The organism is Limnohabitans sp. INBF003 (assembly GCF_055396645.1).
On the sequence record NZ_AP029222.1, the window covers coordinates 3,274,199 to 3,300,562 of the forward strand.

Consider the following 26,364-nt stretch of genomic DNA (forward strand, 5'->3'; position numbering starts at 1 on the left):
CTGGGCGAATCAAGCCACGAGTCCGTTGGCCAACGCCTCGCATTGCGCTGCCACCTCAGCCATGCTGGGCCTGTCACTCGGCACAGGCGACAGGCAGGTCTGCGCTAACCCGTGAACGGCCTGGCTTGTCGGCGTTGGCGTGTGGGCTGCCAATTCTTCGAGCAAACAACCCATGGCCCGCACTTCGAGCGCCAGCAAGCGGCGGCGCAGTTCGGGTGCATGGCCAGGTAATCGGGTGGCTGCGCCAAAATCGCCCAGCCGTGCTTGACCGTGCACCGGGTCGATCAGGATGTTGTGCGCATACAGATCGCCATGCATCACACCACGTTGGTGCAAGTGCGCTACCGCATTGGCCACATCACGGGCGATGCCCAGCGCCAGAGGTGCAGGCAAACTGAATCCGGCTGGATACACATCGCGTGTGCAGGTCTGCAAATTCGGTGGCCCCGCCAGGTTGAGGTGCGCTGGTGGAATGAGTGACATCAACAAACCTTGGGCTTGCCCGGGGTGGTCGGTCAGCCGGGCCACGGGCGTGGTCAGGCTCGGGTGGTCACCCGCCGCCAGGCACGCGGCCAGTTCGTCTTCGGGCAAGCCATCGCTGGTCACTTCGCCTTTGAACAGTTTGAGCGCCAGCGGCTGCGGCCAGCCAGCAGCCTGCACGCGGTGGATGTGGCCCGAAGCGCCTTCGCCCAGCAGTGGGCCCAAAGTGATGGAAGCCCAGGGCACTTCGGGCAAGGCCGGTGCATGGGCAAATGTCCAGCCCATGGCATTGCCCGCCAGTGCCAGCCAGCTCAGCCGGGGCAAGGTGGTCAGCCAAGCGGGTACTTCGCGCAGGCGGTTGGCCGAGATGCGCAGCAACTCCAGTTGGTGTGCGCTCTGCAGGCTTTCAGGCAAAGCCTGCAACTGGTTGCCCGCCAGCATCAGTTTTTGCAAAGCGGGCCGTTCGCCCAGTTCGGTGGGCAAGTGGCCCAGTGCGTTGTCGGTCAGGATGAGCCAGCGCAACGCGGGTGGCAGCGCCGCTGACGGCAGCTGCGCGATGCGGTTGGCCTTGAAGCCGACCACTTGCAAGCTGGGGCAATCGCCCAGCACTTCGGGCAGCACCTCAAAGTCGTTGTCCGAGGCAAACAGCACCTGCAGCTTGTGCAGCTTCGTCAGTTGGTGCGGCAAATCGCGCAGCCGGTTGCCACTGAGGTTGAGCACCTCCAGCGTGTCGGCCAGTGCAAAAACCTCGTCAGGCAATTCGGTCAGGCCGCAAGACAGATCCAGTCGGCGCGTGCCTGCCAGCGCGCCGCTGCGCAGTTGTTCAAGGGTGTGCATGGGCTGTGCGCAGGTGGGGTGCTCAGCGGTAAGTCGCCAAGTGGATGTTGGTTTCGGTGCTGCGGATGCCGCTGATCAAGCGCACGCGTTCCAGCACATCGGACAACTCTTTCATCGACGAGGCCTCGATCTCGGCCAGCAAATCCCAACGGCCGTTGGTGTCATGCAAGGCCACCACACCGGGCTCGCCCAGCAGGCTGGCAATCACCTGCCGCGAGGTGTTGCCCTCGATCAGCACGCCCATCCAGGCCTTGATGCGTTCGGGTTCGGCTTCGGGGCGCAGCTTGATGGTGTAGCCCACGATGACCTGTTTGTCTTCGAGTTTGCGCAGGCGGTTGTTGACAGTCCCGCGTGACACCCCCAGCTTGTGCGCCAGGTCGGCGATGTTCATGCGGGCGTTTTGCCGAAGCAGGCTGATCAGGTGCTGGTCGATGTCATCCATGGTGCAAATTGTCATTCAACATTGCCATTTTGGCAAATAAATGCATGAAACAGCATATTTTTGACGATTTACATTGCCATGCCGGGCCATGAAACTTCTCCCATCGACCCACAAGGGTCGAAGACCTGAGAAGCATGACCATGACAAACCCACACACCACCCTCCCAATCGCCTCTTTTTCGACCACGCCCTTGTACCTGAGCGCCCCTGACGCCGTGGCGCTGGTGCGCCGCAAGGGCCTTAAAAACTGCATCGCTGGTATGGCCGAGAACATCCGCGCCGACTTTTTGCGCTGGCCGGACTTTGACAAATCGGCCCGCGTGGCCAACCACTCCAAAGACGGCGTGATCGAGTTGATGCCCATTTCGGACGACACCGCCTACAGCTTCAAGTACGTCAACGGCCACCCCAAGAACACGGCCATTGGCTTGTCCACCGTGATGGCTTTTGGCGTGCTGGCCGATGTGGCCACGGGTGCCCCCACGCTGGTGAGCGAGCTGACTCTGACCACCGCCCTGCGCACCGCCGCCACGTCGGCGCTGGCTGCCCAAACATTGGCCAGACCCGGCAGCCGCGTGATGGCGCTGATCGGCAATGGCGCGCAAAGCGAGTTCCAGGCCATCGCCTTCCAGCACTTGGTAGGCATTGACACCGTGCGCCTGTTCGACATCGACCCGCAAGCCACAGCCAAGCTGGTGGCCAACCTGAGTGGCAGCGGCCTGAAGTTGCAGGTCTGCACCCGCATTGCCGAGGCCGTGCAAGGCGCGGACATCGTGACCACCGTCACAGCGGACAAACAGTACGCCACCATCGTCACGGCCGACATGCTCGCGCCCGGCATGCACATCAACGCGGTGGGCGGCGACTGCCCCGGCAAGACCGAGCTGGCGGCTGGTGTGCTCGAAGCGGCCAAGGTGTTTGTGGAGTTCACGCCGCAAACGCGCATCGAAGGCGACATCCAGCAGATGCCCGCCGACTTTGCCGTGACCGAGTTGTGGGAAGTGCTGAACGGCACGCGCACAGGCCGCGAAAGCGATGCACAGATCACGGTGTTCGACTCGGTGGGCTTTGCGTTGGAAGACTTTTCGGCCTTGCGCTTCATGCACGACGCGGCGCTGGCGCTGGGTTACGGCGAGCGGTTGGCGCTGATTCCGCAAATGGCCGACCCCAAAAACCTGTTTGGCACCCTGCTGTGCCACGACATCGCGGCTGACAGCGAGCTGGCCGACTGCCTTGCGGTCTGAGGCTTGCTTGATCCCGAACCAGAACCTGAAAGAAGTTTCCATGCGTTATGCCGTGCAAGCCCCAGGTGCCGTGGTGATGATTCGCCCGCATGCTTTTGAATCCAACCCCGAGACGCAAGCGGACAACGCGTTTCAAAAAACCAGCGAGGCCGCAGACCGGGCGGTGCTGGCCCAACAGGCTTTTGAAGAGGTCACGCAGGCCGCCCAAACGCTCACACAAGCGGGCGTGCGGGTGCATCTTTTTGAAGACGAGGGCCAGCAAGGCACGCCCGATTCGGTGTTTCCGAACAACTGGTTTTCCACCCATGCGGGTGGGCACATCGCGGTGTATCCCATGTATTCGCCTAACCGCCGACGCGAGCGGCGGCAGGACGTGATCGAGTCGCTCAAAGCCCATTACCGCGTGCAGGACGTCATCGACTATTCGGGCCTGGAGCCCGATGGCCTGTTTTTGGAAGGCACAGGGGCGATGGTGCTCGACCACATCAGCCGCGTGGCCTATGTTTGCCAGTCTCAGCGTGCGCACCCTATCGTGCTCGAGCGGTTTGCCACCCACTTCAACTTCGAGCCCATGGCCTTTGATGCGGTGGACCTGCAAGGCCGGGCGATTTACCACACCAATGTGCTGATGTGCATCGGCACCGACTTTGCCTTGGTGGGCCTGGATCTGATCCCGGACCTGCAACGCCGGGATCAGGTGCGGGCACGCCTGGCCGAAACCGGGCGCGAAGTGATTGAACTCACAGCCCTTCAAATTGCCGAATTCTGTGGCAACGCGATCGAGCTGCAAACCCCTACCGGGCGTGTGGTGGCCTTGTCGACACGGGCCATGGCGGCCTTAGAGCCCGGGCAGATTGAAACAATCGAGCGCAGTGCGCGCTTGCTGCCGCTGCACATTCCCACCATTGAGCTGGCGGGTGGCTCGGTGCGCTGCATGTTGGCCGGCGTGCACCTTTCGGCACGCGTGCCGCAGGGCAGCTGACGCAGAGGGGGGGCGGGCTCGTTTTAAACTGGTGCGCATGATCGCCACAACCGACAACATCCTCAGCCCACAGCAAACAGCCGAGGCCTTGCCTTATGCCTTGCTGGCGCGTGAAATCGAAGCCCTGCTGCAAGACCCGAGTGTGCATGTGCCGCCGCGCATCGTGCAGGCCCTGCAGGGTGGTGGCAGTTTGTTTGTCATGCCGGCGGCCGATGCCTGCGTGGCGATCACCAAACTCATCAGTTTCATCCCCACCAACGCCCAACGCGGCTTGCCCACCATCCAGGGTGACATTGTGGTGTTCGACGTGCAGACCGGCCAGCGCATCGCTTTGCTCGATGGGCCCACCGTCACGGCCCGGCGCACCGCCGCCGTGTCTTTGCTGGCTGCGCAAAAACTGGCACCCCGTCGCGATGGCCCGATGCTGATCGTGGGCGCGGGTGTGCAGGGCAAAGCACACCTGGAAGCTTTTCACCAAGGCTTGGGCGTGCAAGATTTTTGGGTGGCTTCACGCAATCCTGCCACTGCAGATGTCTTGGTGGCGCATGCCAAGGCCATGGGCTTGCAGGCGCGGCGAGTGGACGACCCCAATGCCGCTTTGGCCGAGTGTCCGCTGGTGGTCAGCACCACGCCCGCACAGCAGGTGGTGCTGACAGCCCTGCCCCGCAGCGATGCCTTTGTCGCAGCCGTGGGCGCTTTCACTCCGCGCATGGTGGAGTGGTCGCCGCAGGTTTGCCTGCAGTTGGCGGCCACGGGCACGCTGGTGGTGGACACGCGCGATGCCGACCACGAAGCCGGAGACTTTTTGCAAGCAGGCATTGATGTCAGCACCTTGCCCACACTGGCCGACGTGGTGGGGCAAACCGGTGTCTGGCAGCGGGCCCAACGGCCCAAGCCGGGGCCCGTGTTTTTCAAAAGCTGTGGTTGGGGTGGCTGGGATTTGGCGGCTGCGCGGTGCATGACCCAGGCGTTCGCGGCAGCCCGCTGAGCACACTGGGCTTCAGCGTTTGGCGCTGGCACCGATGGCATCGGTCAGGCAGCGTGCCAAATAGGCAGCCGCTGGTGTGAGTGGCACATTGGGCTGGGACAACAAGACCAGCTCGATGTTTGGCGGTCGCATGCTGCGCAGCGACAACTCCACCAGGCCGTGGCCTTCGGGCTGAGCCAGCAGGGGCGCGGGCATCACGCTGAGCGCGTCGGTTTGCCGCACCAAAGCCATCGCGGCCATGGCGTCGCAGCGGGTGATCAGGGTAGGGGGTGCCACACCTGCTTGCTCAAACATGGTCAACAGACCTTCGTCCAAGCCTTGAGAAAACGGCCCCGGCATTACCCATTCAAGTGCTGCCAGCTTGGCTGCAGTGGGCTGTCGCAGCACCGGGTGGCCCGCACGCACCACCAGTTTTTGCTGTTCTTTTTGCAAGCGGGTGCACTGAAACTCTTGCGGCGTCACATCGCCGCTGTCGGCCACGATGGCAAAGTCCACCGTGCCATCGCGCAAGCCCGGCAACACCCTGGCCACCAGGCCCTCGATCAGGCGTAGCTGGATGTGCGGGTAGCGTTTGCGAAACCACTTGAACGCCTCGCCCAGCACGGTGAGCATCAGGTAAGGCGTCAATGCCACCCGCACGGTGCCCTCGTTGTCACCCTGGCTTTGTTGCAGTTCGTCGTGCGCCAGCGCCAGTTGGCGCATGACCAGTTGCGCTCGCGCATGCAGCCGCAAACCCGCATCGGTGAGCACCACCCCTCGGGATTTTCGGATCACCAGCGCCACGCCGGTGTCTTCTTCGAGCAGACGCAAAGACTTGGTCAGGGCGGCTTGGGTCAGGTGCAGTTCGCGTGCCGCAGCGCGGATGCTGCCGTGCTCGACCACGGCCACCAGGGCCTGGAGTTGGTGCAATTTCATGGTGAGGCAGTTTAATCCAGTGACAACTGAAGGTTGTCATGAAAGAAATTGACAGTCTTTCAGTTGTCGTTCGGCAGGGCTAGCATCGCCACCATCTTTTTGACGATGGAGACTTGAATGAAACTGCTCAACACACTGGGCCTGCTGCTGGGCGCGGCCATGGCCGTCAGCGCACCGGCTCAGGCGCAAAACTTTCCCAACAAACCCGTGACCCTGATGGTGCCTTACCCGGCCGGTGGCCTGTCGGACCTGGTGGCCCGCAAGGTCAACATGGCGCTGGCCGCCGAGCTCAAGCAACCCGTCATCATCGAAAACTTGGGCGGCGCGGGCGGTGCCATCGCGGCGCAAAAAGTGTTGAGCGCCCCAGCCGATGGTTATTACCTCTTTCAAGGCTCTCCCAACGAATTGATCCTGGCCCCTTTGGCCATGAAGGCCGTCAAACACAAGCCGGAGGACTTTCGGCTGATCCAGCGCATGGCTTTGGCACCCATGGCCATCGTGGCCAGCAAGAATTTCCCTGCCAACAACCCGCAGGAGATGGTGGCTGAGATCGTCAAACGTGCCAAAGCGGGCAAGCCGGTCAACTACGCCAGCGTGGGCACCGGCAGCTTCTACCATTTGCTGGGTGAAGAAATGGCCAAAAAAATCGGTGCCGAGATGCTGCATGTGCCTTACAAAGGCGGCGGACCGATCCTGCAAGACTTGCTGGGCGGACAGATTGATTTGTTCATCACGCCCTATGGTGCACCGCATGTGGCCATGGCCAAAGAAGGCAAAACCAAATTCGTGGCCGCGCTGTCGCCCCAGCCGCAGCGCTTGATCCCGGACGTGTTCTCGGTGGACCAGGCCAAGGAACTCAAAGGTTTTCACTACACGATTGGCAGTGGTTACTACGTGAAAAAAGGCACGCCCGAACCCATCGTCGAGGCCTTGCACCGTGCGCTGACCAAGGGCATGTTCGATGCCGATTTCCGCAACACCATGATCGCGATGGGCCAAGAGGTGGGTGAACCCCTGCGTCTGGACCAGACCCAGCAGGTGTATGCCGATGAGGTCAAGCTCTACCAGGGCATCGCCAAATCGATCAAGCTCGAAGCCCAATGAGCGTGTTGAACGCTCTGCAACAGCGTGCAGCGCCTTTCGTGGCCTTGCGCCATGATTTGCACCGCCACCCCGAGCTGGGCCTGCAGGAGTTGCGCACCTCCGAGGTGCTGGCGCAGCAGTTGCAAAGCTGGGGCTACAGCGTCACCCGTGGCTTGGCCACCACCGGGTTGGTGGCGCAACTGCGGCGCGGCAGCGGCAGCAAGCGCTTGGGCCTGCGTGCCGACATGGACGCGCTGCCCATTCACGAAACCAACACCTTTGAGCACCGCAGCGTGCACGAAGGCGTGATGCACGCCTGTGGTCATGACGGGCACACCGCCATGCTGATGGCAGCTGCTCAGTACATTGCGCAAGAGGTCGAGTTTTCCGGCACGCTGAACCTGATTTTTCAGCCCGCCGAAGAGCACCCGGGCGGCGCGAAAATCATGATCGAACAAGGTCTGTTTGAACGCTTTCCGTGCGATGCGATTTTTGCAGCGCACAATATGCCCGGCATCCCGGCCGGGCAGCTGGTGTTCATCGAAGGTCCGGCCATGGCATCCAGCGATGACGTGACCATCACGCTGACGGGCGTGGGCGGGCACGGCGCCATGCCGCACCGCGCACAAGACCCGATCGTGGCGGCAGCGGCCATCGTGATGACGCTGCAAACCATCGTCTCGCGCAATGCGGACCCGCAGCACACGGCCGTCATCACCGTGGGGTCTTTGATTGCGGGCAAAGCCAACAACGTGATCCCCTCCAGCGCCCGGTTGGAACTGAGCGTGCGCTCGCTCGACCGCGAGGTGCGCGACTTGCTGCAAGCGCGCATCACCGCGCTGGTCACGGCGCAGGCCCAAAGCCTGGGCGTGCAGGCGCACATCGACTACAAGCGCGACTACCCCGTGCTGGTGAACACCCCTGCCGAGACCGAACTGGCCCGGCAAGTGGGCACCGAGTTGCTGGGGGCCGAACGGGTCACGCGCCAAGGCCGTCCACTCACGGGCAGTGAAGACTTCGCCTTCATGCTGGAGCACTGCCCTGGCAGTTATTTCATGATTGGCAATGGTGCGGGCGAGGGCACGGGTGAAAGCGCGGTCGCCCACGCCTGCATGGTGCACAACCCCGGCTACGACTTCAACGACGACATCCTGCCCGTGGGCGCTGCCTTCTGGGCTTTGCTGACACAACGCTATTTAAAAGATTGAGGCCAAACACCATGACCACCGAACTCTGGCAACTCAGCGCCACCGACTTGGCCGGGCGCATCGCCCGCCGCGAAACCACCGCACGCGCCGCCACCGAAAGCGTGCTGGCCCGCATTGCCGTGGCCAACCCGCTGGTCAATGCCTTGGCCAGCGTCACCCCCGACAAAGCCCTGCAAGCCGCCGATGCGGCCGACGCCGCGCAAGCCCGTGGCGATGCGCTGGGCGCGTTGCACGGCGTGCCGGTCACCATCAAGGTCAACATCGACGTGCAAGGCGAAGCCACCACCGACGGCGTGGTGGCCTTCAAAGACAACATCGCCAGCAGCGACTCGCCTCTGGTGCAGTCCATGCGTGAGGCGGGTGCCATCGTCGTGGGGCGTAACAACGCACCTGCGTTTTCGCTGCGCTGGTTCACCGACAACGCCTTCCATGGCCGCACGCTCAACCCGTTTGATGCGGGCGTCACCCCTGGTGGCTCCAGCGGCGGTGCGGCTGCAGCCACGGCCTTGGGCATGGGCGCGATCGCGCATGGCAACGACTATGGCGGCTCGATCCGCTACCCGGCCTGGGCTTGCGGTGTGGTGGGCCTGCGAACCACCGTGGGCCGCGTGCCTTCTTACAAAGCCAGCGCCCCCAACCGCATCATCAGCAACCAGCAAATGTCGGTGCAAGGCCCGCTGACCCGCACCGTGGCCGATGCCCGGCTGGCCTTGCAAGTGATGTCGCAAGGCACACCGCTGGACCCACAGTGGGTGCCCGCCCCGCTTGAATTTGCCGATGCCCGACACACCACCCGCGTGGCCGTGTTCCGCAGCTGGTCGCATTCACCGGTGGACCCCACCGCCTCAGCGGCGGTGGACCAGGCGGCGCGTTGGCTGGAGGCGGCAGGCTACACCGTCGAAGAAGTGGAGCCGCCGCACTTTGCCGAGGTGTCGGCCATGCAGTTCCACATGGTCATGAACGACATGCGCCGTGGCGGCGAGCCCTTCATGCGCGAGCATGGCGACGATGCGCTGCGCACGGCGCTCGGCCATTACATGCCCATCAACCCGGTGTGGGACCGCGATCAATCTTTGGAAGCCATGACGCGGCGCTTCAACATCGCGCGTGACTGGGCGGTGTTCTTTGAGCGCTATCCGGTGCTGCTCATGCCCAACTCGTGGGAGCGGCAGTTCCCGATCGACGACGACCAGCAATCACCTGAGCGCACCGCGCAAATCCTGCTGGCCCAGGCCCCGATGCTCAGCACGGCAACCCTTGGCTTGCCCGGTCTGTCGGTGCCCACGGGCGTGGTGAATGGTTTGCCGGTAGGCGTGCAAATCGTTAGCACCAAATTCCGCGAAGACCGCATGCTGGCGGCGGGCGAAGTCATTGAGCAGGCGGCAAAGTTTTCGGCGCTGGACCATTTGATCGCCCAACAAAAAGCGGATTGACACGTCACACCGCATGCCGCGTCATGGGATGCGGCATGTGGAACTGGCCAGAAAACCTCAGCGCCCGACCACGCGCGCCATTTCCAGGCACTTGTTCGAGTAACCCCACTCGTTGTCGTACCAGGCCACCACCTTGATGAACGTGCTGTCCAGCGCAATGCCCGCATCGGCGTCGAACACGCTGGTGCACACTTCGCCCCGGAAATCGGTCGAGACCACCTTGTCGGTCGTGTAGCCCAGCACGCCCTTGAGCGCGCCTTCGCTTTGGGCTTTCATCTCGGCGCAAATTTCGGCATAGGTGGCCGGGCTGTTCAGCTCGGCCGTCAGGTCGACCACCGACACATCCGACGTGGGCACGCGAAACGCCATGCCTGTGAGCTTGCCCTTGATCTCGGGGATCACCACACCCACGGCCTTGGCCGCGCCCGTGCTGCTGGGGATGATGTTTTCCAGAATGCCGCGACCGCCGCGCCAGTCTTTGTTGCTCGGGCTGTCCACGGTTTTTTGGGTGGCAGTGGCGGCGTGCACGGTGGTCATCAGGCCCCGCTTGATGCCCCACTTGTCGTTCAGCACTTTGGTGATGGGGGCCAAGCAGTTGGTGGTGCAGCTGGCGTTGCTGATGATGGCTTGCCCGGCGTATGAAGCATGGTTCACGCCATACACAAACATGGGCGTGTCATCTTTGGAGGGGGCCGACATCACCACCTTTTTGGCACCTGCGGCCAGGTGCTTGCCCGCGCTGTCCTTGTCCAGAAACAGACCGGTGGATTCGATCACCACGTCGGCACCGACCTCGTTCCACTTCAGGTTGGCCGGATCGCGTTCTTGTGTGAGGCGAATCTTTTGGCCATTGACCACCAAGGTGTTGCCTTCCACGGCGATGCTGCCCTTGAATCGGCCGTGCACGCTGTCGTATTGCAGCATGTAAGCCAGGTAGTCGGGCTCCAGCAGGTCGTTGATGCCAACGATCTCGATGTCGTTGAAGTTCTGCACCGCTGCGCGCAGCACCATGCGGCCGATGCGGCCAAATCCGTTGATACCGATCTTGGTGGTCATGTGGGTCTCACTTTCGTTGGATGTGTCTGTGACGGCAGTGCCCTGATGCTGAAGAGTCGCCGATGTAACCATCGTATGCGAATTTATGAAACTTTGTTACATGGCGGGTGATTTGTGGGGGTTTGTTCTGGTTTTGTAACTCGATTGCGGAACGTCACCGCAGTTGCCAGTTTGCGCCACTGAAGATGTCAGTTTTCTGAAACTCCGAAGTCGATCAACAGCTGCCAGAGCGTTGTAGTTCTGTTTCCGTTATTTGTGAATGCCAGTGGACTGCTTTTGACATGGCCGCTCGTGCACAATTCTGATTTCTTTTCTCGTACAGAAGTGGTTATGCGCAAGGATTCATTGTTACTCTTACTCAGCGCTGTTCTGATCGTTGGAAATGTATGGGCGGACAGCAACCCAAAGGAGGCGCCGCTAACAGACCAGAGATGGCCCAGTAACCATTTGCTCGGGAACGTGTCTATCCCGGACCCAAAATCAGCCAGAACGGTTGATCCATTTGGGGCCTTGCATGATCGGCCAATGGCGGAGAGCGCCGTGTTGGTTCCTCAACTCATTGCCACTGCTCACACGCTCCCTCCTCAATACCTCTACGAATTGGCCAGACGTCTCTGGCCCACAGATCGATCAAAGGCGATGGAGTGGCTGGTCGTCGGCATGGCGCGTGCACGGTACGACGCATTGCGCTGTGTTGATAAGAGCGCAAGACAAGGAATTGGGTTCCTTGGCTCAATCGCGTCTGATGTCATGACGGGTATCAAAGAAAACCGAAAGGTATTCAGTGAGGTAGGCAGACGTGCTTTGGCCAGAGCAGACTTGTATACCGACGCAGTGTCTCCAGCATGGATATGTAGCCATGGCATTCAGGCCATCAGCATGGCACTTGAAGGAAAGAAGGAGGCGCAGAGAGATTGGCTGATATCACCCGCAGAGTGGGAGGCGGTCAAAAGCGCTGTGAGCACGGAGTTGGCGCGCTACTTGGCCGAGCAGGAAATGCTTCCCAATGAGCCACCACAATCCAATCAGGAAACGCTTGTTTACCGTATTTCAACGCTAACAAATGGTTCCAGCGCTTGGCTCGATCAGGCTTTTGGACAGCGTGGCACGTTCAAGATGTTTATCGAATCAAAGAAGATTTATGCAAAGGATGCGCTGGTTCAACCAGATGGAAAGATTGTTGTCGTGGTGGGGCTGTCAGACACGAGCTACAAGGAATCCGCTGCATTGGTTCGCTTAAAACAGGATGGAACGCTTGATAAGCAGTTTGGCGTGGGCGGTGTTGTTTCAGCGAAGCTCGGGGTGACCACCCGCTATGGAAAGATCGCGCTGTTGCCAGACGGAAAGATCGTCGTGACCGGCTGGGCCTACGTTAGCTCTGAAAAGAATGGAACGCTCATGGCTCGCTACAACGCGGATGGCAGTTTAGATGAGAGCTTTGCGGATCAGGGTGTCTTATTTTTCCCCCAAGGGCTTGAAACATCGATCCATGTGCTTGCCACTGGCACCAATGAGAGCATCACCGTAGGTGGAACCATAACGATTCGAAAGCAACATTCAAATGGCGGATTTTTTACTTCCGTTCCGCACGAAAATTTCTTCCTGGCTCGAATTAAAAAAAGCGGTGTTTTAGACGTGGACTTTGGTGAAAAAGGATTCGTTGCGACCGATGTTGGTGGTGGCGGAAAGGTGTTGGCATTAACAATTCAACGAGATGGAAAGATTGTTGCCGCAGGCACGGCGCGAAGAGGCGCTGCTTCATCCGTGGTGGTGGCTCACTACAACGAAGTCGGGGCCTTGGACAGAGGTTCAGGGCGCGATGGCTTTTTCGTCCGAGATGCTCAAGACATGCACTATGCGTCTTCAAAGATCGCCGTGCTTTCAGATGGGAAGCTGTTGGTGAGCTATGTTGCAGGAAATGAATTATTGCTTTCGAGGTTTTTGCCTGATGGACAGTTGGATACAGCGTTTGCGGATGGCGGACAGCGCAAGCTGGCCATTGGGTCGTTGAAGTACGCTACGACCCCCTGGGTGACAGAGGGCGGCAGGATAACGATATCCGGAATGGTGGTGCGCCCTTCCGCAGAGGGCAAGACACAACCGCCCTATCACTACAGCTTTGGACTGGCACGTTTTTTCCCGGATGGAAGGAGCGACACAGCGTTTGGACCAGATGGAATGCAGGTGTTACCGATCGGTGCTCTTTCCGATACCGCAACAATCCTCATAGCGAGACGGAATGGACAAGTCCTTTTGGTTGGCAACAGTTCGGACGAGCAGCAGGATTCTCAATTGGTGCTTTTAAGCATTGCCTTCTCAGGTTCGATGTCTGCACCGTGAGTTATGGTCAATTCGAAAATGGCAGTCTCATTGACACAGGCCCGGAACAGATCAATGTTCACTGACGTGAGGCCATTGACGAGCAGCCATGAAAAAAGGAAACATGCTTTCACATGTTTCCTTTGTGGACTCCAGACCTGTCAGCCTTGACTGACAGGTTTCTGGACGTCAGGTCTGTGGACTTTTGATTAAGGCAGCGGGTCGAATTTCAATTCAGACAGCGGCACCACTTTCTCGTCACGCGTCATTTTGAACTCGGTATTCGGGCCAAGCCATTTGTCCCAGATGCGGTTGATCTCACCCGATTTGTCCATGGCCAACAGGGCGTCGTTCACCTTGGCGAGCAATTGGGGTTCGTCTTTTTTCATGCCGACACCGATGGGCTGAAAGGCCATGGGTTCCTGGATCATCTTCATTTCCACGGCACCACCGGTCTTGGATTGAGCCACCAGTTTGGTGATGGTCATGGTGTTGGCCACCATGCCCAGTGCCTTGTTTTGCTGAACCGCCATGTAGACGGAGCCGGTGTCCTGGAAGGTCACAGGCTCGGAGCCGTTGAGTTTGATGGACAGCTCGGATGTGGAACCTTTGGTGGAGGCGATGCGCTTGCCTTTGAAGTCGGCCTTTTTGGTGCCGGCATCAGAAGCTTTGACCGCCAGCATTTCCTTGGCTAGGTAGTACGGGTGGCTGAACTGGATTTGCTCGGCACGGCCCAAGGTGTAGGCCAGGTTGGCCACAGTGACGTCCACGCGACCGGTCTTGACTTCAGGCACACGTGCTTCAACGGACACAGGTGTGACCGAGGCTTTCAGGCCCAGGTGTTTGGCCAGAGCGTTGCACATGTCGACATCAAAACCGACCATTTCACGCGTCTTGGGGTCGGGTGCTGCAAATGGGGGAACGTCGGCAAAGGTGGCGCAGCGCAACTCTTTGCGTTGCTGCATGTCTGACCATTGATCGGCGAATGCGGACGCCGAAACAGACGCCAGCGCAATCAGACCGGCGGTAAATCGAATCGAGTGACGAACTTGCATGGTGAGCTCCAGGGGTTGAGAAACGAAATCAATGTGCACGCAGATCCGACAGGAAGCGTTGTGCGCGTGGGTGTTGCGGGTTTTTGAAGAAGGCTTCGGGTTCAGCTTTCTCTAGGATGGAACCGTCGTCCATGAACCAGACACGGTCAGCAACTTCTCTGGCAAAACCCATCTCGTGGGTGACGCACATCATGGTCATGCCATCGTGGGCCAGGCTGCGCATGACCGCCAGCACCTCACCCACCATCTCGGGGTCCAGGGCGCTGGTGGGTTCATCGAACAGCATGGCGGGGGGCTCCATGGCCAGCGCTCGGGCAATCGCCACACGCTGCTGCTGACCACCGGAAAGCTGTGCCGGATAGGCTTGGGCTTTGTGGGCCAGACCCACTCTGTCGAGCAAGGCCATGGATTTTTCATGGGCCTGTGTCTTGTTCAAACCCGACAACCGCATGGGCGAGAAGGCGATGTTCTCGATCACCGACATGTGCGGAAACAAGTTGAAGCTCTGGAAGACGAAACCGATTTGGCTGCGCAGTTTGTTCAACTGCTGGCTGTTCATGGGGCTGTGAACTTGCTGCCCATTGAACTGGAGTTCACCTGACTGGATTTCTTCTAGGCGGTTGACGGTGCGAATCAAGGTGGATTTGCCCGAGCCGGAAGGACCGCAAACGACCACCACTTCGCCTTGCTTGACTTCGGCGGAGATGTCCACCAGGGCGTGGTAGTCACCGTACCATTTGTTGACGTTGGAAAAGGAAATCATGGCAGGGGCCTCATGGGCTGTGAGCCGGGTGGCAATTCCGGCGAAGAAGTCTTGACTTGAGGGGTATGGATGCCCTGACGTTTGGTCGCAATCCGGCGCTCCAGCCATTCGGCTGCCTGGGTCAGGCTCCAGCAGACGATGAAATAAATCACGGCCAGGATGAAGAAGACGTGAAAGGGCTTGGTGAGCAATTGGTTGTTCACCTGGCTGGCTGCAAACGTGAGTTCATGGACGTTGATCACATAGCCCAGGGTGGTTTCCTTGATGGTGGACACAAACTGGCTCAGCATGCTGGGCAGCATGTTGTAAAGCGCTTGGGGCAAGATGACATGGAACATGGCACCCAGGTAGCTGTGCCCCAATGCGCGTGCGGCTTCCATCTGGCCTTTGGGCAATGCTTCAATGCCGGCACGAACGATCTCTGCCAGGAATGCCGCCTCGTAGATCACCAATGTCACCACCATGGTGGTGAAGCCGGAGATGTTCCGACCGATTAGCATGGGCACCAGAAAATAAACCCACAAAATGATCAGCAGTAAAGGGATGCCACGTGCGCCATAGACCAATGCCGATGCAGGCCAGCGCAGGAAGGCGTAGCGCGAAATCCGGGCCAGTGCGATCAGCACACTCAGAGGAAAAGCCAGGGTGATGCCCAGCACGGACAGCATCAGGGTGCAAGCCAGTCCACCCAAAGGGCCGTTGGGGTATTGCCCCACCAGCAGCAGCAGCCAGTTGTCGTTGAGGATGGAGATCAGATCGCTCATGATCACCTCGCCGTCGTCAAGGCGGTGCGCCGCTCGATCCAGCTGCCGACCGCCATGATCAGCAAGGAAATGATCAGAAAAATCACGGTCGCGATCAGGTAAGCCTCAAAGGCCCGGAAGGTGCGGCTTTCCATCTCTTTGACAGCGTGCGTGAGTTCGGCTGCGCCAATGGCCATGGCCAGACTGCTGTTTTTGAACAAGGAAACACTGTGGTTGACCAGCGCCGGGACGGCGTTGCGCACAGCCTGCGGCATCAGAACATGCCGCATGGCCCCGGTGTAGCTGTGTCCCAAAGCGCGTGCGGCTTCGGTTTGCCCCATCGGAACGGCACGAAAGCCCGAACGAAGGTCTTCGCAAAAATAAGCCGCCTGGCACAGCCCCAAGGCGATGACCGCAAAAACCGCCTCGGCCTGGTTTTCGGCCAACCAGGCTTGCACGGTGTCAGGCAAGAAATTGGCGATCCCGAAGTACCACAGCATCATCTGAACGAGGGTCGGGATGTTTCGGTGGTACGAAATATAGGCTTCGACGACCCTTTGTGCCATGCGGCTGGGGCTCAAGCGCACCGCCAGCAAAACGACCGCCAGGCTCATGGCCAGCAACCAGGAGCCCAGCGCCACGAACAGGGTGACTTTCAAACCGGACAAGAGCATGCTGCTGAACTCGGGGTTCAGCAGCAAGGCCATCACGTTGAAGTCTTTCATGGGACGGTCTTCAGGTTCAGGCTTGTGCGGTTTCAGGCCGCGCCGTTGACAAGCCGCCGGGCACTTGCAGGGTGGGGGTGATTTCCATGTGGCCGATGTTCACGGCCACTGGCGCCGCGATGGCAAACGCAATGGCTTCGGCAATGTCTTCGGCCTGTGGCAGTTCAAAGCCATCGATGAAGCGTTCGCGGATCTCGGGCGAATCGCCATGCACGTGCGAAAAAATATCGGTGGCGACGCGGCCAGGGCAAATCTCGGTCACCCGGACCCGTTTGCCAAAGGCATCGATGCGCAGCTGGCGCGACAGCATGCTCACGGCGGCTTTGGTGGCGTGGTAAGTGCTGTTGCCATTGAAGTTGTAGGCCCCGGCAATGGAGCTGATGTTGACCACATGGCCCCGGTCACGCGCGTGCATGCCCGGCACCACCAGCCGGCACAGGTGCAAAACCGCACGCAGATTCACGTCGACCAGCAAATCAATGTCATCGGCTTGTGATTTGAGAAAAGAGCGGGGACGGTCTACGCCAGCGTTGTTGACCAGAATGTCGAAGGGCACTTGCTGTGTGAGGCGTGTCACGGCTTCAAGGTCGGTGACATCCAGCGCGTGCGCGATGCACCCGGTTTCTGCGGCCAATGCCTGCAAGCTGTCTTTGGATCGGGCCAGTGCGTGCACTTCCAAGCCTTCACGGCGCAAGCGGCGCACCACGGCAGCCCCGATGCCGGAGGATGCACCTGTGACCAGCGCTGTTTTGTAATCGGAAAAAGGCATCTCTTATCCTTGGTTGACTGTGAATTTATAGGGGAGTGGGGCGCAATGCCAAGACGGAATGGCTGTGTTGGTATAAGCCCGGCTTATCACCGGTTAAACCCTGAGTCCCGTTGCACCGAGATGGGCACGATGCGGCCCCCATGGGCTTCGATCTCGTGGCGGATGGTGCGCGCCAGTGACACGGCCCCCGGGGTGTCACCGTGAACCAAAATGGACCGCGCTTTGGCCGGTATCACGGTGCCGTTGTAAGTGGTCACTGTACCCGTGGTCAGCAATTGGCGGACCCGCGCCAGAACGGCCTGTGGGTCCTTGATGACCGAATTTGGCAACTTGCGGGGCACCAGCAGGCCTTGATCGTCGTAAGCGCGGTCTGCCAGAAACGAGGTGGCCACCACCAGTCCGTGCTGTGCAGCGGCGTCTTCGATGGCCCGGCTCGAAGAGGAGCTGATGATCAGCTGGGGGTCGAAACGGGCAACGGCCTCCAGCAAGGGATCGGCCAACGCCGGGTCTGCGGCCGCCATGTTGCCCAGTGCACCATGAAAACTCATGTGCGTCATCCGGCAGCCTGCAGCTTGCGCCAGACCGCTCAAGGCCCCCAGCTGATAGACCACCATGGCCGCCAATTCAACGGTGTCGATCTGCATCACGCGCCGACCAAACCCCTGACGGTCCGGGAAACCCACATGGGCACCGACATCAATGCCTTTTGCTTTTGCCATGCGCAAGGTCTGCGCCATGATCAGCGGATCACCCGCATGGAATCCGCAAGCGATGTTGGCCGAGGAAATGACCTCGAACAGCGCTTCGTCTTCGCCCATCTTCCAGGGCCCCAGGCCCTCGCCCACATCGGCATTCAGGTCAATTTGCATGGGTGCCCTCTTTTTCGATTGCCACAAGACTGTCGCCATACCCGACGATGTGCCCATCGCCCACCAGCACCTGAAGCACCACGCCATCGTGTGGGGCGGGCACGGGCAGCAGCACAGCGCCGACTTTCAACAGGGCCACCGTTTGCCCTGCAAGTACCCGCTGTCCTATTTGAACCAGTGGATCGTCCCTGAGCGGATGGGCATGCATGACCACACCCACCGAGCCTACGCGCACGATGGTGGAGGTCGCGTCTTCCGGTCGAGCGACAGCGCCTGCCCCCGTCATGGGCTCCTGCTTGGGGTGGTGGCCCGTGGCTTGCGTCAAGTGAATGAAGGTTCCAGGGCCACGCAATTGCAGCGTGTGGATCGGGGTCTCGCGCAGCCAGTCTTCCAGCTGTTGAGCGATGTCGGTCATGGGTGCATTCATGCGGCACTCCGGGTGTCATGGTGCAGTCGAATCTGTCGCTCGATGTCGGCCAGCCATGCCTGTGTCTGCTGCAGCGCTGCCAGTGCTTCTTCCCAGTTGGTTTGCATGAAGCGGATGCGGCTGCCAATGGGCATCTGACCGAGCCGCCAGAGGTCGGCTTCGATGACCGTGCCCATCTTTGGATAACCCCCTGTGGGTTGTGCGTCGCGCATTTGAACAATGGGTTGTCCGTCGGGTGGAACCTGTATCACGCCCGGCACGATGCCATGAGAGCGCATTTCCAATGGCGCAATGGCTTGCAATGGCTCACCCGCCAGACGGAAACCATAACGGTCGCTTTGGGGTGTGATTTTCCATTCGTCAGCCCAAAAGGCGGCCTGCGACGCAGCGGTGTATTGCGCATATTCGGCAGCGGGCAAGACCCGCACGGCAGAGCAACCGTCCAGGTGCAGCGGCATGGCCACCTCGGGAGGGACCAGTCCCAAGGTGCGGCCCTCAACGCATGTGGGCGTTGTTGCCTGCAAGGTATCCCCGGTGCGCAGCGCCCGTCCACCGATACCGCCAAATGCACCACGCAGTTGGGTGCTGCGCGAATTCAGGACGATGGGCACATCCACGCCACCCGGCAAGCACAGGTAGCTGCGGCTTCGGCGAAAGGCCCCTAGGCGTGGCAAATTCAGTGTCAGGATCTGGCCTGCGCACGCGCCATGAGCGGCCCAGGGCATCAAGGGTTTGTCATCCAGCCGGGCATCGCAGTCTGCCCCGGTCAGGGCGAAGTCGCAGCTGGCCAGAAAGCGGACCTTGAACGGAAAAACCTGGACTTCAACCGCGGCGCAGTTGGCACCATTGCCCAGCAAGAGATTGCCCGCAGCCAAAGCCAGGCCATCCATGGCGCCCGCAGTGCCGACACCCCAGCGCAGGCAACCGTCGCGGCCCAGATCCTGCACGGTGTTGAGTGCACCGGTGCTCAGTACCTCGATCATCGGATCACCTTTTCAACGCGAAAACGGATGCTGTCACCCGGCTGCAGCAACGCAGGCATGGCCAGTTCGGGGTCAAAAAAGGACATGCTGGTCGAACCGATGGTGTTCCAGCCACTGGGGCCTGCCGAAGCCGACACGCCGGTCTGGAATCCGCCGATCGAGACCGCCCCGCCGGGAATCCGCAGCACAGGCACCTGGCGACGTGGGGTGGCAATGCGCTCATCCATGCCGCCCAGGTAGCAGTAGCCGGGGTGACTGCCCAGGGCATAAACGGGGTAAACGGGTGCGCTGTGCAGGGCCACGATGTCATCCACACTCAGGCCCGTGTGCGCCACCACGTCGCGCATGTGCGGACCGCCCTCGCCGCCGTAGACCACGGGCAATTCGATGACGCGCCCGTCCAGCACCATGGGCGACACTGTGGCCCATGCCGTGGCCAGACGCTCGCGCAGTGCGGCAATGTCGCGGGGTGGTGTGGAGAACGCCAGCATCAGGTTGTTCATGCCCGGCACGGCTTCCCGGACCTCGGGCCAGGTTTGGGTCTCTTTGGCCAGCGCCCAGATGCGCTGTTGCCGCGCCAGGTCCATGGCAGGGCCGGGTGCCTCGAACAGCGCGGCCGTCGTGCCGAGCAAACTGAAGATGGGTTTTGCGTCGGTCATGCAAGCGCGCTTTCCTTGAGCCAGCGTTCCAGGTAATGGATGTCCACCCCGCCTTCGGCAAAGCCCGTGTCCGCCATCAGCTCGCGGTGCAAAGGCAGATTGGTCGAGATGCCGCCGACCTGCATTTCATCCAGTGCCGCCCGCATCCGCCGCAAAGCGTCTTCACGGTCAACGCCATGCACGATGAGTTTGCCCACCATGGCATCGTAGTAAGGCGGCACACGGTAGCCTTTTTGTGCGTGTGTATCCACGCGCACCCCCCAACCCCCCGGCAAACGCCACGCCGTGATCTCACCGGGCGAAGGCAGAAAGCTTTTGGGATCTTCGGCATTGATGCGGCATTCCAGCGCATGTCCGTGGCATGGGACATCGGCCTGTCGGATCGTCAGGGGGTCGCCCCTGGCCATCCGGATTTGTTGCTCGACGATGTCTATGCCCGTGGTCAATTCGGTGACCGGGTGTTCCACCTGCAGACGGGTGTTCATCTCGATGAAATAGAAAGCCCCGTCTTCGTACAAAAACTCGAAAGTGCCGACGCCGCTGTACCCGATGCTGAGACACGCCTGCACGCAGCGCTCGCTCAACTGGGCCAACAGCGCAGGCGAAATGTGCGGGGCCGGGGCTTCTTCGATGACTTTCTGGTGCCGCCGCTGCAAAGAGCAGTCCCGCGATCCCAGCCAGACCGCATGGCCGTGCTGATCGGCCAGGATCTGGATTTCGACATGGCGCGGATGCAGCAAAAACTTCTCGATGTAGACCTCCGGGTTGCCGAAGGCGCGGGCCGCCTCTTCACGCGTCACCGACAACGCAGACAGCAATTGCGCCGGTTCATGCACCACGCGCATGCCGCGTCCGCCACCGCCACCCGCTGCTTTCACAATGACCGGATAACCAATGTCGTGGGCGATGGCCAGTACCTGTTGGGGGTCATCGGGCAAAGACGTGTCTGGGCCGGGCACGCAAGGCACGCCTGCCGCGCGCATCGCATGCTTGGCAGACACTTTGTCACCCATCAGACGGATGCACGCTGCGCTGGGGCCAATGAAACGCAACCCGGCCTGCTCCACTTGGGCCACAAACTCGGCGTTTTCTGACAAAAAGCCATAGCCGGGGTGAATCGCCTGTGCGCCGCTGACCTGGGCCGCCGCCAGAATGGCCGACTGTTTCAGGTAACTCTGACGGGGCGCTGCCGGCCCGATGCACAGGGCCTGATCGGCCAGCGCCAGGTACGGTGCGTGTTGGTCGGCCTCTGAATACACCAGCACCGTGCGCAAACCGAGCGTGCGGCATGCGCGCAGGATGCGCAACGCAATTTCACCGCGATTGGCGATCAGAACCGTATCAAACATGGGTGCCTTGTTCGACCACCACCAGCACTTGACCGGCTTCCACCTCGGTGCCTGTGACCACGCGAACCGCCACAACCCGGCCCGCATGCTCACAGGTCACCTCGTTGAAGACCTTCATGGCTTCGATGGTGCAAACCGTTTGCCCTGCCCGGACCTGCTCCCCCACCTGCACAAAAGGGGGCTGACCGGGAGATGCTTGCAGGTGCACGATGCCAAACACGGGGGCTAGGATGTCGCAGACCGACGAAGAGGATGTTGCCTGGGGGCGGGGCGACGCCAGGGGTTTCACGCTGGCGGGTGCGGCCCCCGTGGTGGCGTGCCTGACCAGCCGCAGGGTCCAGCCTTCGTGGCTGACTTCCATTTCGCTCAGGTCCGATGCGGCCATCGTGTCGATGGCGGCCTTCATGTGGTGTAAATCCATAGCGATCCTAGTTCCGGCACAGGGGCATCGGCGCGGTCAGCATGGGCCAGCTCATCCGTTCGATCCGGCCCATGCGGTTTTCAGTTGACGGCGCGTGCTTCAAGTGCCGCAATGAATGAACGGTCCCAGCGGCCCTGGTTGATTTCATCCATTTGTTGCTCTTCCTTGCCTTGTTGGATCAGGGCTTGCTGGATCAGCGTGGCCGCTTCGGATACGGGGAATGCCAGCAGACCGTCCTGGTCGCCCACAATGATGTCGCCAGGTTGCACCACCATGCCGCCGATGCACACAGGCACGTTGATTTCGCCCGGGCCATTTTTGTAAGGGCCACGGTGGCTGACACCTCGGGCATAGACCGGAAACTCGCGCTCACGGATTTCGGCCACATCGCGGATGGCCCCGTCAAGCACCATGCCGGCCAAACCCAGCATGGCCGCGCCGGCCGTGATGATGCCGCCGACAATGGCGTTGCTCACATCGCCACCCGCATCGATCACCAGCACGTCACCCGGACGGCAGTAATCGAGGGCCCGCAGGGTCAACAGGTTGTCACCGCCACGGGTGCGCACCGTCACGGCGGTGCCGGCCATGGTCCATTTGGTGGGCTTGTGATAGGGCGAGATGCCCAGGCTGCCCGTGCCACGGTGCATGTTGTCTGACAAAAGGGCAACCGCCAATTGGCGCAATTGGTCGATTTGTGTTTTCTCGGCCTGTGGCAGAGAGGGCATGCGCCGGGCTCCAAGTTCAGTCATGGCAATCCTTGTGAAAAATCAGTCGGGTGAGCCGACAGTTCACAGAGCGTATGCAAGGACGGGGTGCCCGGCAAAGACCAAATGTGTATTTCCAGATAAGGTTCGCTTATGGAACGCTGGATTGGCGCTCAGCTCAGCTGCTGCTCCCGGCAGGCTGGGCGCGTGACGCGGGACTGAGCAGACTGCCCGGAATGTCGGCAATGACCTCGAGCAAGATCTCCTTGACGGCTTTGGCCGGTTCGGACAAAGGCAGGTGGTCCGATTGGCACATGGCCAGCCGTGCTTCAATTTCAGGCTCGATGATGCGGGCCTGCCAGGCATTGCAGTCCTCCACCAGTTCCCGTGCCAGCGAGGTGGGCACCACTGCCGCCCCCAAGCCATCGCTGATCAGGGCCGACAAGGTCTTGGCCGACTCGATCTCCGCGACCACACGGGGTTTCAGTCCCAGGCTGGCAAATGCCTCATCCACCAGGCGGCGCAGGTAGTTGTAGCTGCGCGGCAAATACAGATCAAATTCGGCCAGCTCTCGCACCGTGATGGTTTCGGACGGCGCTGGCATCGATGGTGGCCCCACCAGATACAGCGATTCACGCAACAAGGGCAGGAATTGCAGCCCATGAATGGCATCCCGTCCGCCATAGAGCACGGCCAGGTCCATGCGGCCACTCATGACCAGTTCGGACAAAGTGGTGCCGTAGTTTTCATTCAGATAGGGCACGATGCCCGGGTGTCTAGCCCGCAGGATGCGAAGCAGGGGCAAAGCCAGGGTGGCGGCCATGGTGCCGGGTGCCAGGCCGATGCACACAGAACCCGATATGCCGCTGCTGGCCGTTTGCATGTCGACCACGGCTTGGTCACATTGCCGCAGGATCAGTTGTGCATGCCGATACAGCACCTTGCCCGCTTCCGTTGGGGTGACCCCTCTTTTGGTTCGCAGCAACAGTTGCTGGCGCACCTCGGCCTCCAGGGTGGCCAGTTGCTGGCTGATTGCGGGCTGGGCAATGTGCAGCAGGTCGGCGGCCTGGGTCAGGCTGCCGACATCCACAATTTTCACAAAGTATTTGAGCCGCCTGAGATTGATCGTCATGGCGGCCATTATCTATCCATAAGCGTTACCTATTAAGGCAGAGGAAAGCCGTCTTGGCATTTCGGGCCGTGTCGCCCTACCTTTACGCCATCCAAGGAGTTCACCACATGAGTACACCCCAATTTGCTGCCAGGCTACAGCGCATCAAACCTTCCCCCAGTACTTTTGCCGCTGACCGTGCCAGCGAACTGCGTCGGCAGGGCAAATCCATCGTCAATCTGGTGGTGGGTGAGCCTGACTTCGACACACCGGCCCACATCCGTGAGGCTGCCGTCGAGGCCATGAACAAAGGGCAAACGCGCTACACGTTGATGGCGGGTACGGTCGATGTGCGCCAGGCGATTGTGGCCAAGCTCCAGCGTGAGAACGGCCTGCAGTACGGGATGGACGAAATCATCGTGACCAGCGGTGCCAAGAGCGCCATCTTCAGCGCGTTTGCCATCACCATCGAGGCAGGTGATGAGGTGATCATTCCTGCCCCCTATTGGGTCTCTTACCCTGACATGGTGCTGGCCTGCGATGGAACGCCCGTGACGGTGGTATGTCCCGAGGCCAACGGATTCAAGCTGACCCCGGAACAACTTGAAGCCAGCATCACCCCCCGCACGCGCTGGCTTTTGATCAATTCACCCAGCAATCCCACCGGGGCGAGCTACACGATGGAGGAATACCAGGCTCTGGCGCAGGTGCTGGACCGCCATCCCGGCGTGATGGTCATGACCGATGACATTTACGAGCACATCCGTTTCGATGGCCAGCGCACGCCGCACTTGTTGCAAGCGGCACCACAGCTGCGCGACCGCACGCTGGTGATCAATGGGGTCTCCAAAACTTACGCAATGACCGGCTGGCGCATTGGCTACATTGCAGGTCGACGTGAATACATCAAAGCGCTGGACACCCTGTTGTCTCAATCCACGGGCAGTTGCTGTGCCATCAGCCAGGCGGCTTCTGCTGCGGCCTTCAACGGTGATCAGAGTTTTGTGGCGGAAAGCGTGGCCATCTACAAGCAGCGTCGCGACCATACTGTCCAGGCGCTCAACGCCATTGAGGGCATCAGCTGCCGATTGCCCGAGGGCGCGTTTTATTTGTATGTCAATTGCGCGGGCCTGTTGGGCCGCAAGACCCCTGACGGCAAAGTGCTGAAAGAGGACACCGATGTCGTCATGTATTTGTTGGAAAGCGAGGGCGTGGCGGTGGTGGCAGGCACGGCGTATGGACTTGCGCCTTATTTCCGGATGTCGATTGCCACATCGATCGACATCCTCGATGAAGGTTGCAAGCGCATAGCGCGTGCAGTGGCTCAACTGGCCTGAGGGACTTGTTTGCAGGTGCTGCACTGATGGGGGCGTGTTCACTGGCATCCTGACCGCGTGGGTTGTGTGTCTTTGACCGCTTGCCGGATTCGTCCGCAATGGGCTTGGCGATAAGATTCAGCCAGACCCCAAGCCAGGACGCAGCCCAGTGAACACCGCACACATCAACACCGATAACTTCAACCGCGAATGTTTTTGCATCAGCCTGGATGATCAGGCTTTGGCGCAAACCATGGCGGCAGACATTGGTAATCCGGCACTGTTTGACCTGGTGCGCGACCGCTTGCCTTCGCTGTTTTCGGCACGGCCGGTGGTGCTTTCGCAGGCGCAAGTGCAGCGCATGACCCGTCTGATCTCGGCCCTGGAGTCTGTGGCCTGCTTGCCGACTTACCGCGAAGAAGTGCTGTCCCGCTCGGACCCGATTGCCCGGCACCCGACGCGTGCCAAAAGCGTGTTCATGGGCTACGACTTTCATGTCCACGGCAATGAACATGGCCAGGGCTTTGGCCTGATCGAGGTCAACACCAATGCGGGCGGTGCACTGCTCAACGCCTTGCTGGCCCGGGCGCAGCGTGCGTGCTGCCCGGAGATCGAAGCCATGGTGCCCACGGCGGCACAGGTTGACGCATTGGAGTCGGCATTTGTGGCGATGTTTCAAAACGAGTGGCGACTGGCCCAGCCCGACCGCCCCTTGCAAACCGTGGCCATCGTCGATGCGTCCCCTGAGCAGCAATACCTGTACCCGGAGTTTTTGCTGTTCCAGAGTTTGTTCAAACGCCATGGTGTGCAGGCGGTCATTGCCGACCCTTCGCAACTCGTTTGGCGTGACAACCGGCTTTGGTTCGACAACACCGCAATCGATCTGGTCTACAACCGCTTGACCGACTTCGCTCTGAGTGAGCCGGCCCACGCCCATTTGCGTGAAGCCTATTTGCAGGACGCTGTGGTCTTGACGCCCCACCCGCAAGCCCACGCTTTGCTGGCCGACAAGCGCAACCTGGCCTTGCTGTGCAACGCAGACAGCTTGACGGCCATGGGTGTCCCGGCGGCCACGCAAGCGGTGTTGCTGGACGGCATTCCACAGACCGTGGTGGTGACCCCGGCCAACGCCGAGCATTTGTGGGCGCAGCGCAAGCACCATTTCTTCAAGCCCTTTGCGGGTTATGGCGGCAAGGCGGCGTACCGGGGCGACAAACTGACCCATCGGGTCTGGGCTGAAATTCTGGCGGGCGGCTACATCGCCCAAGCCTTGGTGGCCCCGGGCGAGCGCACCATCTCGGGGGGTGAGGCGGCGCAGGTGCTCAAGTTCGATGTGCGCAATTACACCTACAACGCGCAGGTCCAATCACTGGCCGCGCGTTTGTACCAGGGCCAGACCACCAACTTCAGAACACCCGGCGGCGGCTTTGCACCGGTGTACGTGGGGCTCTGATCGACTGACCAACAAGGCGAAAACGCC

At 60.6% G+C, this 26,364-nt stretch carries 26 protein-coding genes; 9 read left to right on the forward strand and 17 right to left on the reverse strand.

All coding sequences use genetic code 11. The features are described 5' to 3' along the window. Window positions 1-9: 9 nt before the first annotated feature. Window positions 10-1,317, reverse strand: a complete 1,308-nt coding sequence (locus ACZ5VE_RS15300; RefSeq protein ID WP_464455965.1) for a leucine-rich repeat-containing protein kinase family protein — start codon at window positions 1,315-1,317, stop codon at window positions 10-12. 22 nt (window positions 1,318-1,339) lie between these two features. Beyond that, entirely contained in the window at window positions 1,340-1,759 is a 420-nt protein-coding gene (locus ACZ5VE_RS15305) for an Lrp/AsnC family transcriptional regulator (protein WP_464455966.1), read from the reverse strand. 140 nt (window positions 1,760-1,899) lie between these two features. Between ACZ5VE_RS15305 and ACZ5VE_RS15310 the strand changes: the two genes are divergently transcribed. From ACZ5VE_RS15310 to ACZ5VE_RS15320, 3 genes are read left to right on the forward strand one after another with little or no spacing between them, the layout of a single operon-like run. Next, the gene (locus ACZ5VE_RS15310) at window positions 1,900-3,003 is read left to right on the forward strand and encodes an ornithine cyclodeaminase (protein WP_464455967.1); all 1,104 of its coding nucleotides are present in this window, start codon (window positions 1,900-1,902) and stop codon (window positions 3,001-3,003) included. A 40-nt stretch (window positions 3,004-3,043) separates the two neighbouring features. Continuing rightward, window positions 3,044-3,985, forward strand: coding sequence for a citrulline utilization hydrolase CtlX (ctlX, locus tag ACZ5VE_RS15315; RefSeq protein WP_464455968.1), 942 nt, complete (start codon window positions 3,044-3,046; stop codon window positions 3,983-3,985). Window positions 3,986-4,022: 37 nt separating this feature from the next. Continuing rightward, on the forward strand, window positions 4,023-4,973 hold the full coding sequence (locus tag ACZ5VE_RS15320) for a delta(1)-pyrroline-2-carboxylate reductase family protein (RefSeq protein WP_464455969.1): 951 nt from the start codon (window positions 4,023-4,025) through the stop codon (window positions 4,971-4,973). 12 nt (window positions 4,974-4,985) lie between these two features. On the opposite strand, the gene ACZ5VE_RS15325 is transcribed toward ACZ5VE_RS15320, so the two are convergent. Next, window positions 4,986-5,888 (reverse strand): LysR substrate-binding domain-containing protein, encoded by a 903-nt coding sequence (locus tag ACZ5VE_RS15325; protein ID WP_464455970.1) that lies wholly within the window; start codon window positions 5,886-5,888, stop codon window positions 4,986-4,988. Between the two features lie 117 nt (window positions 5,889-6,005). On the opposite strand from ACZ5VE_RS15325, the gene ACZ5VE_RS15330 reads away from it, so the two are divergent. From ACZ5VE_RS15330 to ACZ5VE_RS15340, 3 genes are read left to right on the forward strand one after another with little or no spacing between them, the layout of a single operon-like run. After that, window positions 6,006-6,992: a tripartite tricarboxylate transporter substrate binding protein gene (locus tag ACZ5VE_RS15330; RefSeq protein ID WP_464455971.1), complete on the forward strand. Its 987-nt coding sequence runs from the start codon at window positions 6,006-6,008 to the stop codon at window positions 6,990-6,992. Further along, window positions 6,989-8,179: a M20 aminoacylase family protein gene (locus ACZ5VE_RS15335; protein WP_464455972.1), complete on the forward strand. Its 1,191-nt coding sequence runs from the start codon at window positions 6,989-6,991 to the stop codon at window positions 8,177-8,179. The genes ACZ5VE_RS15330 and ACZ5VE_RS15335 overlap by 4 nt, the downstream gene beginning before the upstream one ends. An 11-nt stretch (window positions 8,180-8,190) precedes the next feature. Further along, window positions 8,191-9,612 carry an amidase gene (locus ACZ5VE_RS15340; RefSeq protein WP_464455973.1) on the forward strand — a complete coding sequence of 474 codons (1,422 nt, stop codon included), beginning with the start codon at window positions 8,191-8,193 and terminating at the stop codon, window positions 9,610-9,612. A gap of 57 nt (window positions 9,613-9,669) precedes the next feature. Here the strand turns inward: ACZ5VE_RS15340 and gap are convergent, their stop codons facing one another. Then, entirely contained in the window at window positions 9,670-10,668 is a 999-nt protein-coding gene (gene gap / locus ACZ5VE_RS15345) for a type I glyceraldehyde-3-phosphate dehydrogenase (RefSeq protein ID WP_464455974.1), read from the reverse strand. A gap of 540 nt (window positions 10,669-11,208) precedes the next feature. Here gap and ACZ5VE_RS15350 point away from each other — a divergent pair. Next, a complete protein-coding gene (locus ACZ5VE_RS15350; RefSeq protein WP_464455975.1) occupies window positions 11,209-13,008 on the forward strand; it encodes a delta-60 repeat domain-containing protein in 1,800 nt (599 codons plus the stop codon). Between the two features lie 188 nt (window positions 13,009-13,196). Here the strand turns inward: ACZ5VE_RS15350 and ACZ5VE_RS15355 are convergent, their stop codons facing one another. The 13 genes from ACZ5VE_RS15355 to nac all read right to left on the reverse strand — a co-directional run bounded on the left by ACZ5VE_RS15355 (window position 13,197) and on the right by nac (window position 23,583). Continuing rightward, complete coding sequence (locus tag ACZ5VE_RS15355) at window positions 13,197-14,042, reverse strand: ABC transporter substrate-binding protein (protein ID WP_464453075.1); 846 nt, start codon at window positions 14,040-14,042, stop codon at window positions 13,197-13,199. A 28-nt stretch (window positions 14,043-14,070) separates the two neighbouring features. Beyond that, entirely contained in the window at window positions 14,071-14,805 is a 735-nt protein-coding gene (locus ACZ5VE_RS15360; protein ID WP_464455976.1) for an amino acid ABC transporter ATP-binding protein, read from the reverse strand. Beyond that, window positions 14,802-15,569, reverse strand: a complete 768-nt coding sequence (locus ACZ5VE_RS15365) for an amino acid ABC transporter permease (protein WP_464455977.1) — start codon at window positions 15,567-15,569, stop codon at window positions 14,802-14,804. Before ACZ5VE_RS15365 ends, ACZ5VE_RS15360 begins: the two co-directional genes overlap by 4 nt. A 2-nt stretch (window positions 15,570-15,571) precedes the next feature. Beyond that, the gene (locus ACZ5VE_RS15370) at window positions 15,572-16,273 is read right to left on the reverse strand and encodes an amino acid ABC transporter permease (protein ID WP_464453078.1); all 702 of its coding nucleotides are present in this window, start codon (window positions 16,271-16,273) and stop codon (window positions 15,572-15,574) included. A 16-nt stretch (window positions 16,274-16,289) separates the two neighbouring features. Continuing rightward, complete coding sequence (locus ACZ5VE_RS15375; protein ID WP_464455978.1) at window positions 16,290-17,042, reverse strand: SDR family oxidoreductase; 753 nt, start codon at window positions 17,040-17,042, stop codon at window positions 16,290-16,292. Window positions 17,043-17,128: 86 nt separating this feature from the next. Further along, window positions 17,129-17,911, reverse strand: a complete 783-nt coding sequence (locus tag ACZ5VE_RS15380; protein ID WP_464455979.1) for a LamB/YcsF family protein — start codon at window positions 17,909-17,911, stop codon at window positions 17,129-17,131. Continuing rightward, window positions 17,901-18,338, reverse strand: coding sequence for an acetyl-CoA carboxylase biotin carboxyl carrier protein (locus tag ACZ5VE_RS15385; protein WP_464455980.1), 438 nt, complete (start codon window positions 18,336-18,338; stop codon window positions 17,901-17,903). The genes ACZ5VE_RS15380 and ACZ5VE_RS15385 overlap by 11 nt, the downstream gene beginning before the upstream one ends. Beyond that, window positions 18,335-19,321 carry a 5-oxoprolinase subunit C family protein gene (locus ACZ5VE_RS15390; protein WP_464455981.1) on the reverse strand — a complete coding sequence of 329 codons (987 nt, stop codon included), beginning with the start codon at window positions 19,319-19,321 and terminating at the stop codon, window positions 18,335-18,337. Before ACZ5VE_RS15390 ends, ACZ5VE_RS15385 begins: the two co-directional genes overlap by 4 nt. Further along, window positions 19,318-19,980, reverse strand: coding sequence for a 5-oxoprolinase subunit PxpB (gene pxpB / locus ACZ5VE_RS15395; protein WP_464455982.1), 663 nt, complete (start codon window positions 19,978-19,980; stop codon window positions 19,318-19,320). Before pxpB ends, ACZ5VE_RS15390 begins: the two co-directional genes overlap by 4 nt. Then, complete coding sequence (gene accC, locus ACZ5VE_RS15400; RefSeq protein WP_464455983.1) at window positions 19,977-21,329, reverse strand: acetyl-CoA carboxylase biotin carboxylase subunit; 1,353 nt, start codon at window positions 21,327-21,329, stop codon at window positions 19,977-19,979. The genes pxpB and accC overlap by 4 nt, the downstream gene beginning before the upstream one ends. Further along, entirely contained in the window at window positions 21,322-21,750 is a 429-nt protein-coding gene (locus tag ACZ5VE_RS15405) for an acetyl-CoA carboxylase biotin carboxyl carrier protein (RefSeq protein ID WP_464455984.1), read from the reverse strand. The genes accC and ACZ5VE_RS15405 overlap by 8 nt, the downstream gene beginning before the upstream one ends. 80 nt (window positions 21,751-21,830) lie before the next feature. Beyond that, complete coding sequence (locus ACZ5VE_RS15410; protein ID WP_464455985.1) at window positions 21,831-22,502, reverse strand: RraA family protein; 672 nt, start codon at window positions 22,500-22,502, stop codon at window positions 21,831-21,833. Window positions 22,503-22,635: 133 nt separating this feature from the next. Further along, window positions 22,636-23,583, reverse strand: coding sequence for a nitrogen assimilation transcriptional regulator NAC (gene nac / locus ACZ5VE_RS15415; RefSeq protein WP_464457518.1), 948 nt, complete (start codon window positions 23,581-23,583; stop codon window positions 22,636-22,638). A 113-nt stretch (window positions 23,584-23,696) separates the two neighbouring features. Here nac and ACZ5VE_RS15420 point away from each other — a divergent pair, with 113 nt between their 5' ends. After that, on the forward strand, window positions 23,697-24,905 hold the full coding sequence (locus tag ACZ5VE_RS15420) for an aspartate transaminase (RefSeq protein ID WP_464455986.1): 1,209 nt from the start codon (window positions 23,697-23,699) through the stop codon (window positions 24,903-24,905). Between the two features lie 148 nt (window positions 24,906-25,053). Continuing rightward, complete coding sequence (locus tag ACZ5VE_RS15425; RefSeq protein WP_464455987.1) at window positions 25,054-26,337, forward strand: hypothetical protein; 1,284 nt, start codon at window positions 25,054-25,056, stop codon at window positions 26,335-26,337. Window positions 26,338-26,364 lie beyond the last annotated feature (27 nt).

Bases quoted from the DNA above. Each gene is read 5' to 3' on its own strand.
- ACZ5VE_RS15385 (WP_464455980.1), bottom strand. From the start codon at position 18,338: ATGAATGCACCCATGACCGACATCGCTCAACAGCTGGAAGACTGGCTG.
- ACZ5VE_RS15405 (WP_464455984.1), bottom strand. From the start codon at position 21,750: ATGGATTTACACCACATGAAGGCCGCCATCGACACGATGGCCGCATCG.
- ACZ5VE_RS15355 (WP_464453075.1), bottom strand. From the start codon at position 14,042: ATGCAAGTTCGTCACTCGATTCGATTTACCGCCGGTCTGATTGCGCTG.
- ctlX (WP_464455968.1), top strand. From the start codon at position 3,044: ATGCGTTATGCCGTGCAAGCCCCAGGTGCCGTGGTGATGATTCGCCCG.
- ACZ5VE_RS15360 (WP_464455976.1), bottom strand. From the start codon at position 14,805: ATGATTTCCTTTTCCAACGTCAACAAATGGTACGGTGACTACCACGCC.
- ACZ5VE_RS15335 (WP_464455972.1), top strand. From the start codon at position 6,989: ATGAGCGTGTTGAACGCTCTGCAACAGCGTGCAGCGCCTTTCGTGGCC.
- ACZ5VE_RS15300 (WP_464455965.1), bottom strand. From the start codon at position 1,317: ATGCACACCCTTGAACAACTGCGCAGCGGCGCGCTGGCAGGCACGCGC.
- ACZ5VE_RS15310 (WP_464455967.1), top strand. From the start codon at position 1,900: ATGACAAACCCACACACCACCCTCCCAATCGCCTCTTTTTCGACCACG.
- ACZ5VE_RS15370 (WP_464453078.1), bottom strand. From the start codon at position 16,273: ATGAAAGACTTCAACGTGATGGCCTTGCTGCTGAACCCCGAGTTCAGC.
- ACZ5VE_RS15325 (WP_464455970.1), bottom strand. From the start codon at position 5,888: ATGAAATTGCACCAACTCCAGGCCCTGGTGGCCGTGGTCGAGCACGGC.
- ACZ5VE_RS15320 (WP_464455969.1), top strand. From the start codon at position 4,023: ATGATCGCCACAACCGACAACATCCTCAGCCCACAGCAAACAGCCGAG.
- ACZ5VE_RS15365 (WP_464455977.1), bottom strand. From the start codon at position 15,569: ATGAGCGATCTGATCTCCATCCTCAACGACAACTGGCTGCTGCTGCTG.
- ACZ5VE_RS15410 (WP_464455985.1), bottom strand. From the start codon at position 22,502: ATGACTGAACTTGGAGCCCGGCGCATGCCCTCTCTGCCACAGGCCGAG.
- ACZ5VE_RS15420 (WP_464455986.1), top strand. From the start codon at position 23,697: ATGAGTACACCCCAATTTGCTGCCAGGCTACAGCGCATCAAACCTTCC.
- accC (WP_464455983.1), bottom strand. From the start codon at position 21,329: ATGTTTGATACGGTTCTGATCGCCAATCGCGGTGAAATTGCGTTGCGC.
- ACZ5VE_RS15375 (WP_464455978.1), bottom strand. From the start codon at position 17,042: ATGCCTTTTTCCGATTACAAAACAGCGCTGGTCACAGGTGCATCCTCC.
- pxpB (WP_464455982.1), bottom strand. From the start codon at position 19,980: ATGACCGACGCAAAACCCATCTTCAGTTTGCTCGGCACGACGGCCGCG.
- ACZ5VE_RS15330 (WP_464455971.1), top strand. From the start codon at position 6,006: ATGAAACTGCTCAACACACTGGGCCTGCTGCTGGGCGCGGCCATGGCC.
- ACZ5VE_RS15305 (WP_464455966.1), bottom strand. From the start codon at position 1,759: ATGGATGACATCGACCAGCACCTGATCAGCCTGCTTCGGCAAAACGCC.
- ACZ5VE_RS15390 (WP_464455981.1), bottom strand. From the start codon at position 19,321: ATGATCGAGGTACTGAGCACCGGTGCACTCAACACCGTGCAGGATCTG.
- gap (WP_464455974.1), bottom strand. From the start codon at position 10,668: ATGACCACCAAGATCGGTATCAACGGATTTGGCCGCATCGGCCGCATG.
- ACZ5VE_RS15340 (WP_464455973.1), top strand. From the start codon at position 8,191: ATGACCACCGAACTCTGGCAACTCAGCGCCACCGACTTGGCCGGGCGC.
- ACZ5VE_RS15380 (WP_464455979.1), bottom strand. From the start codon at position 17,911: ATGCAAATTGACCTGAATGCCGATGTGGGCGAGGGCCTGGGGCCCTGG.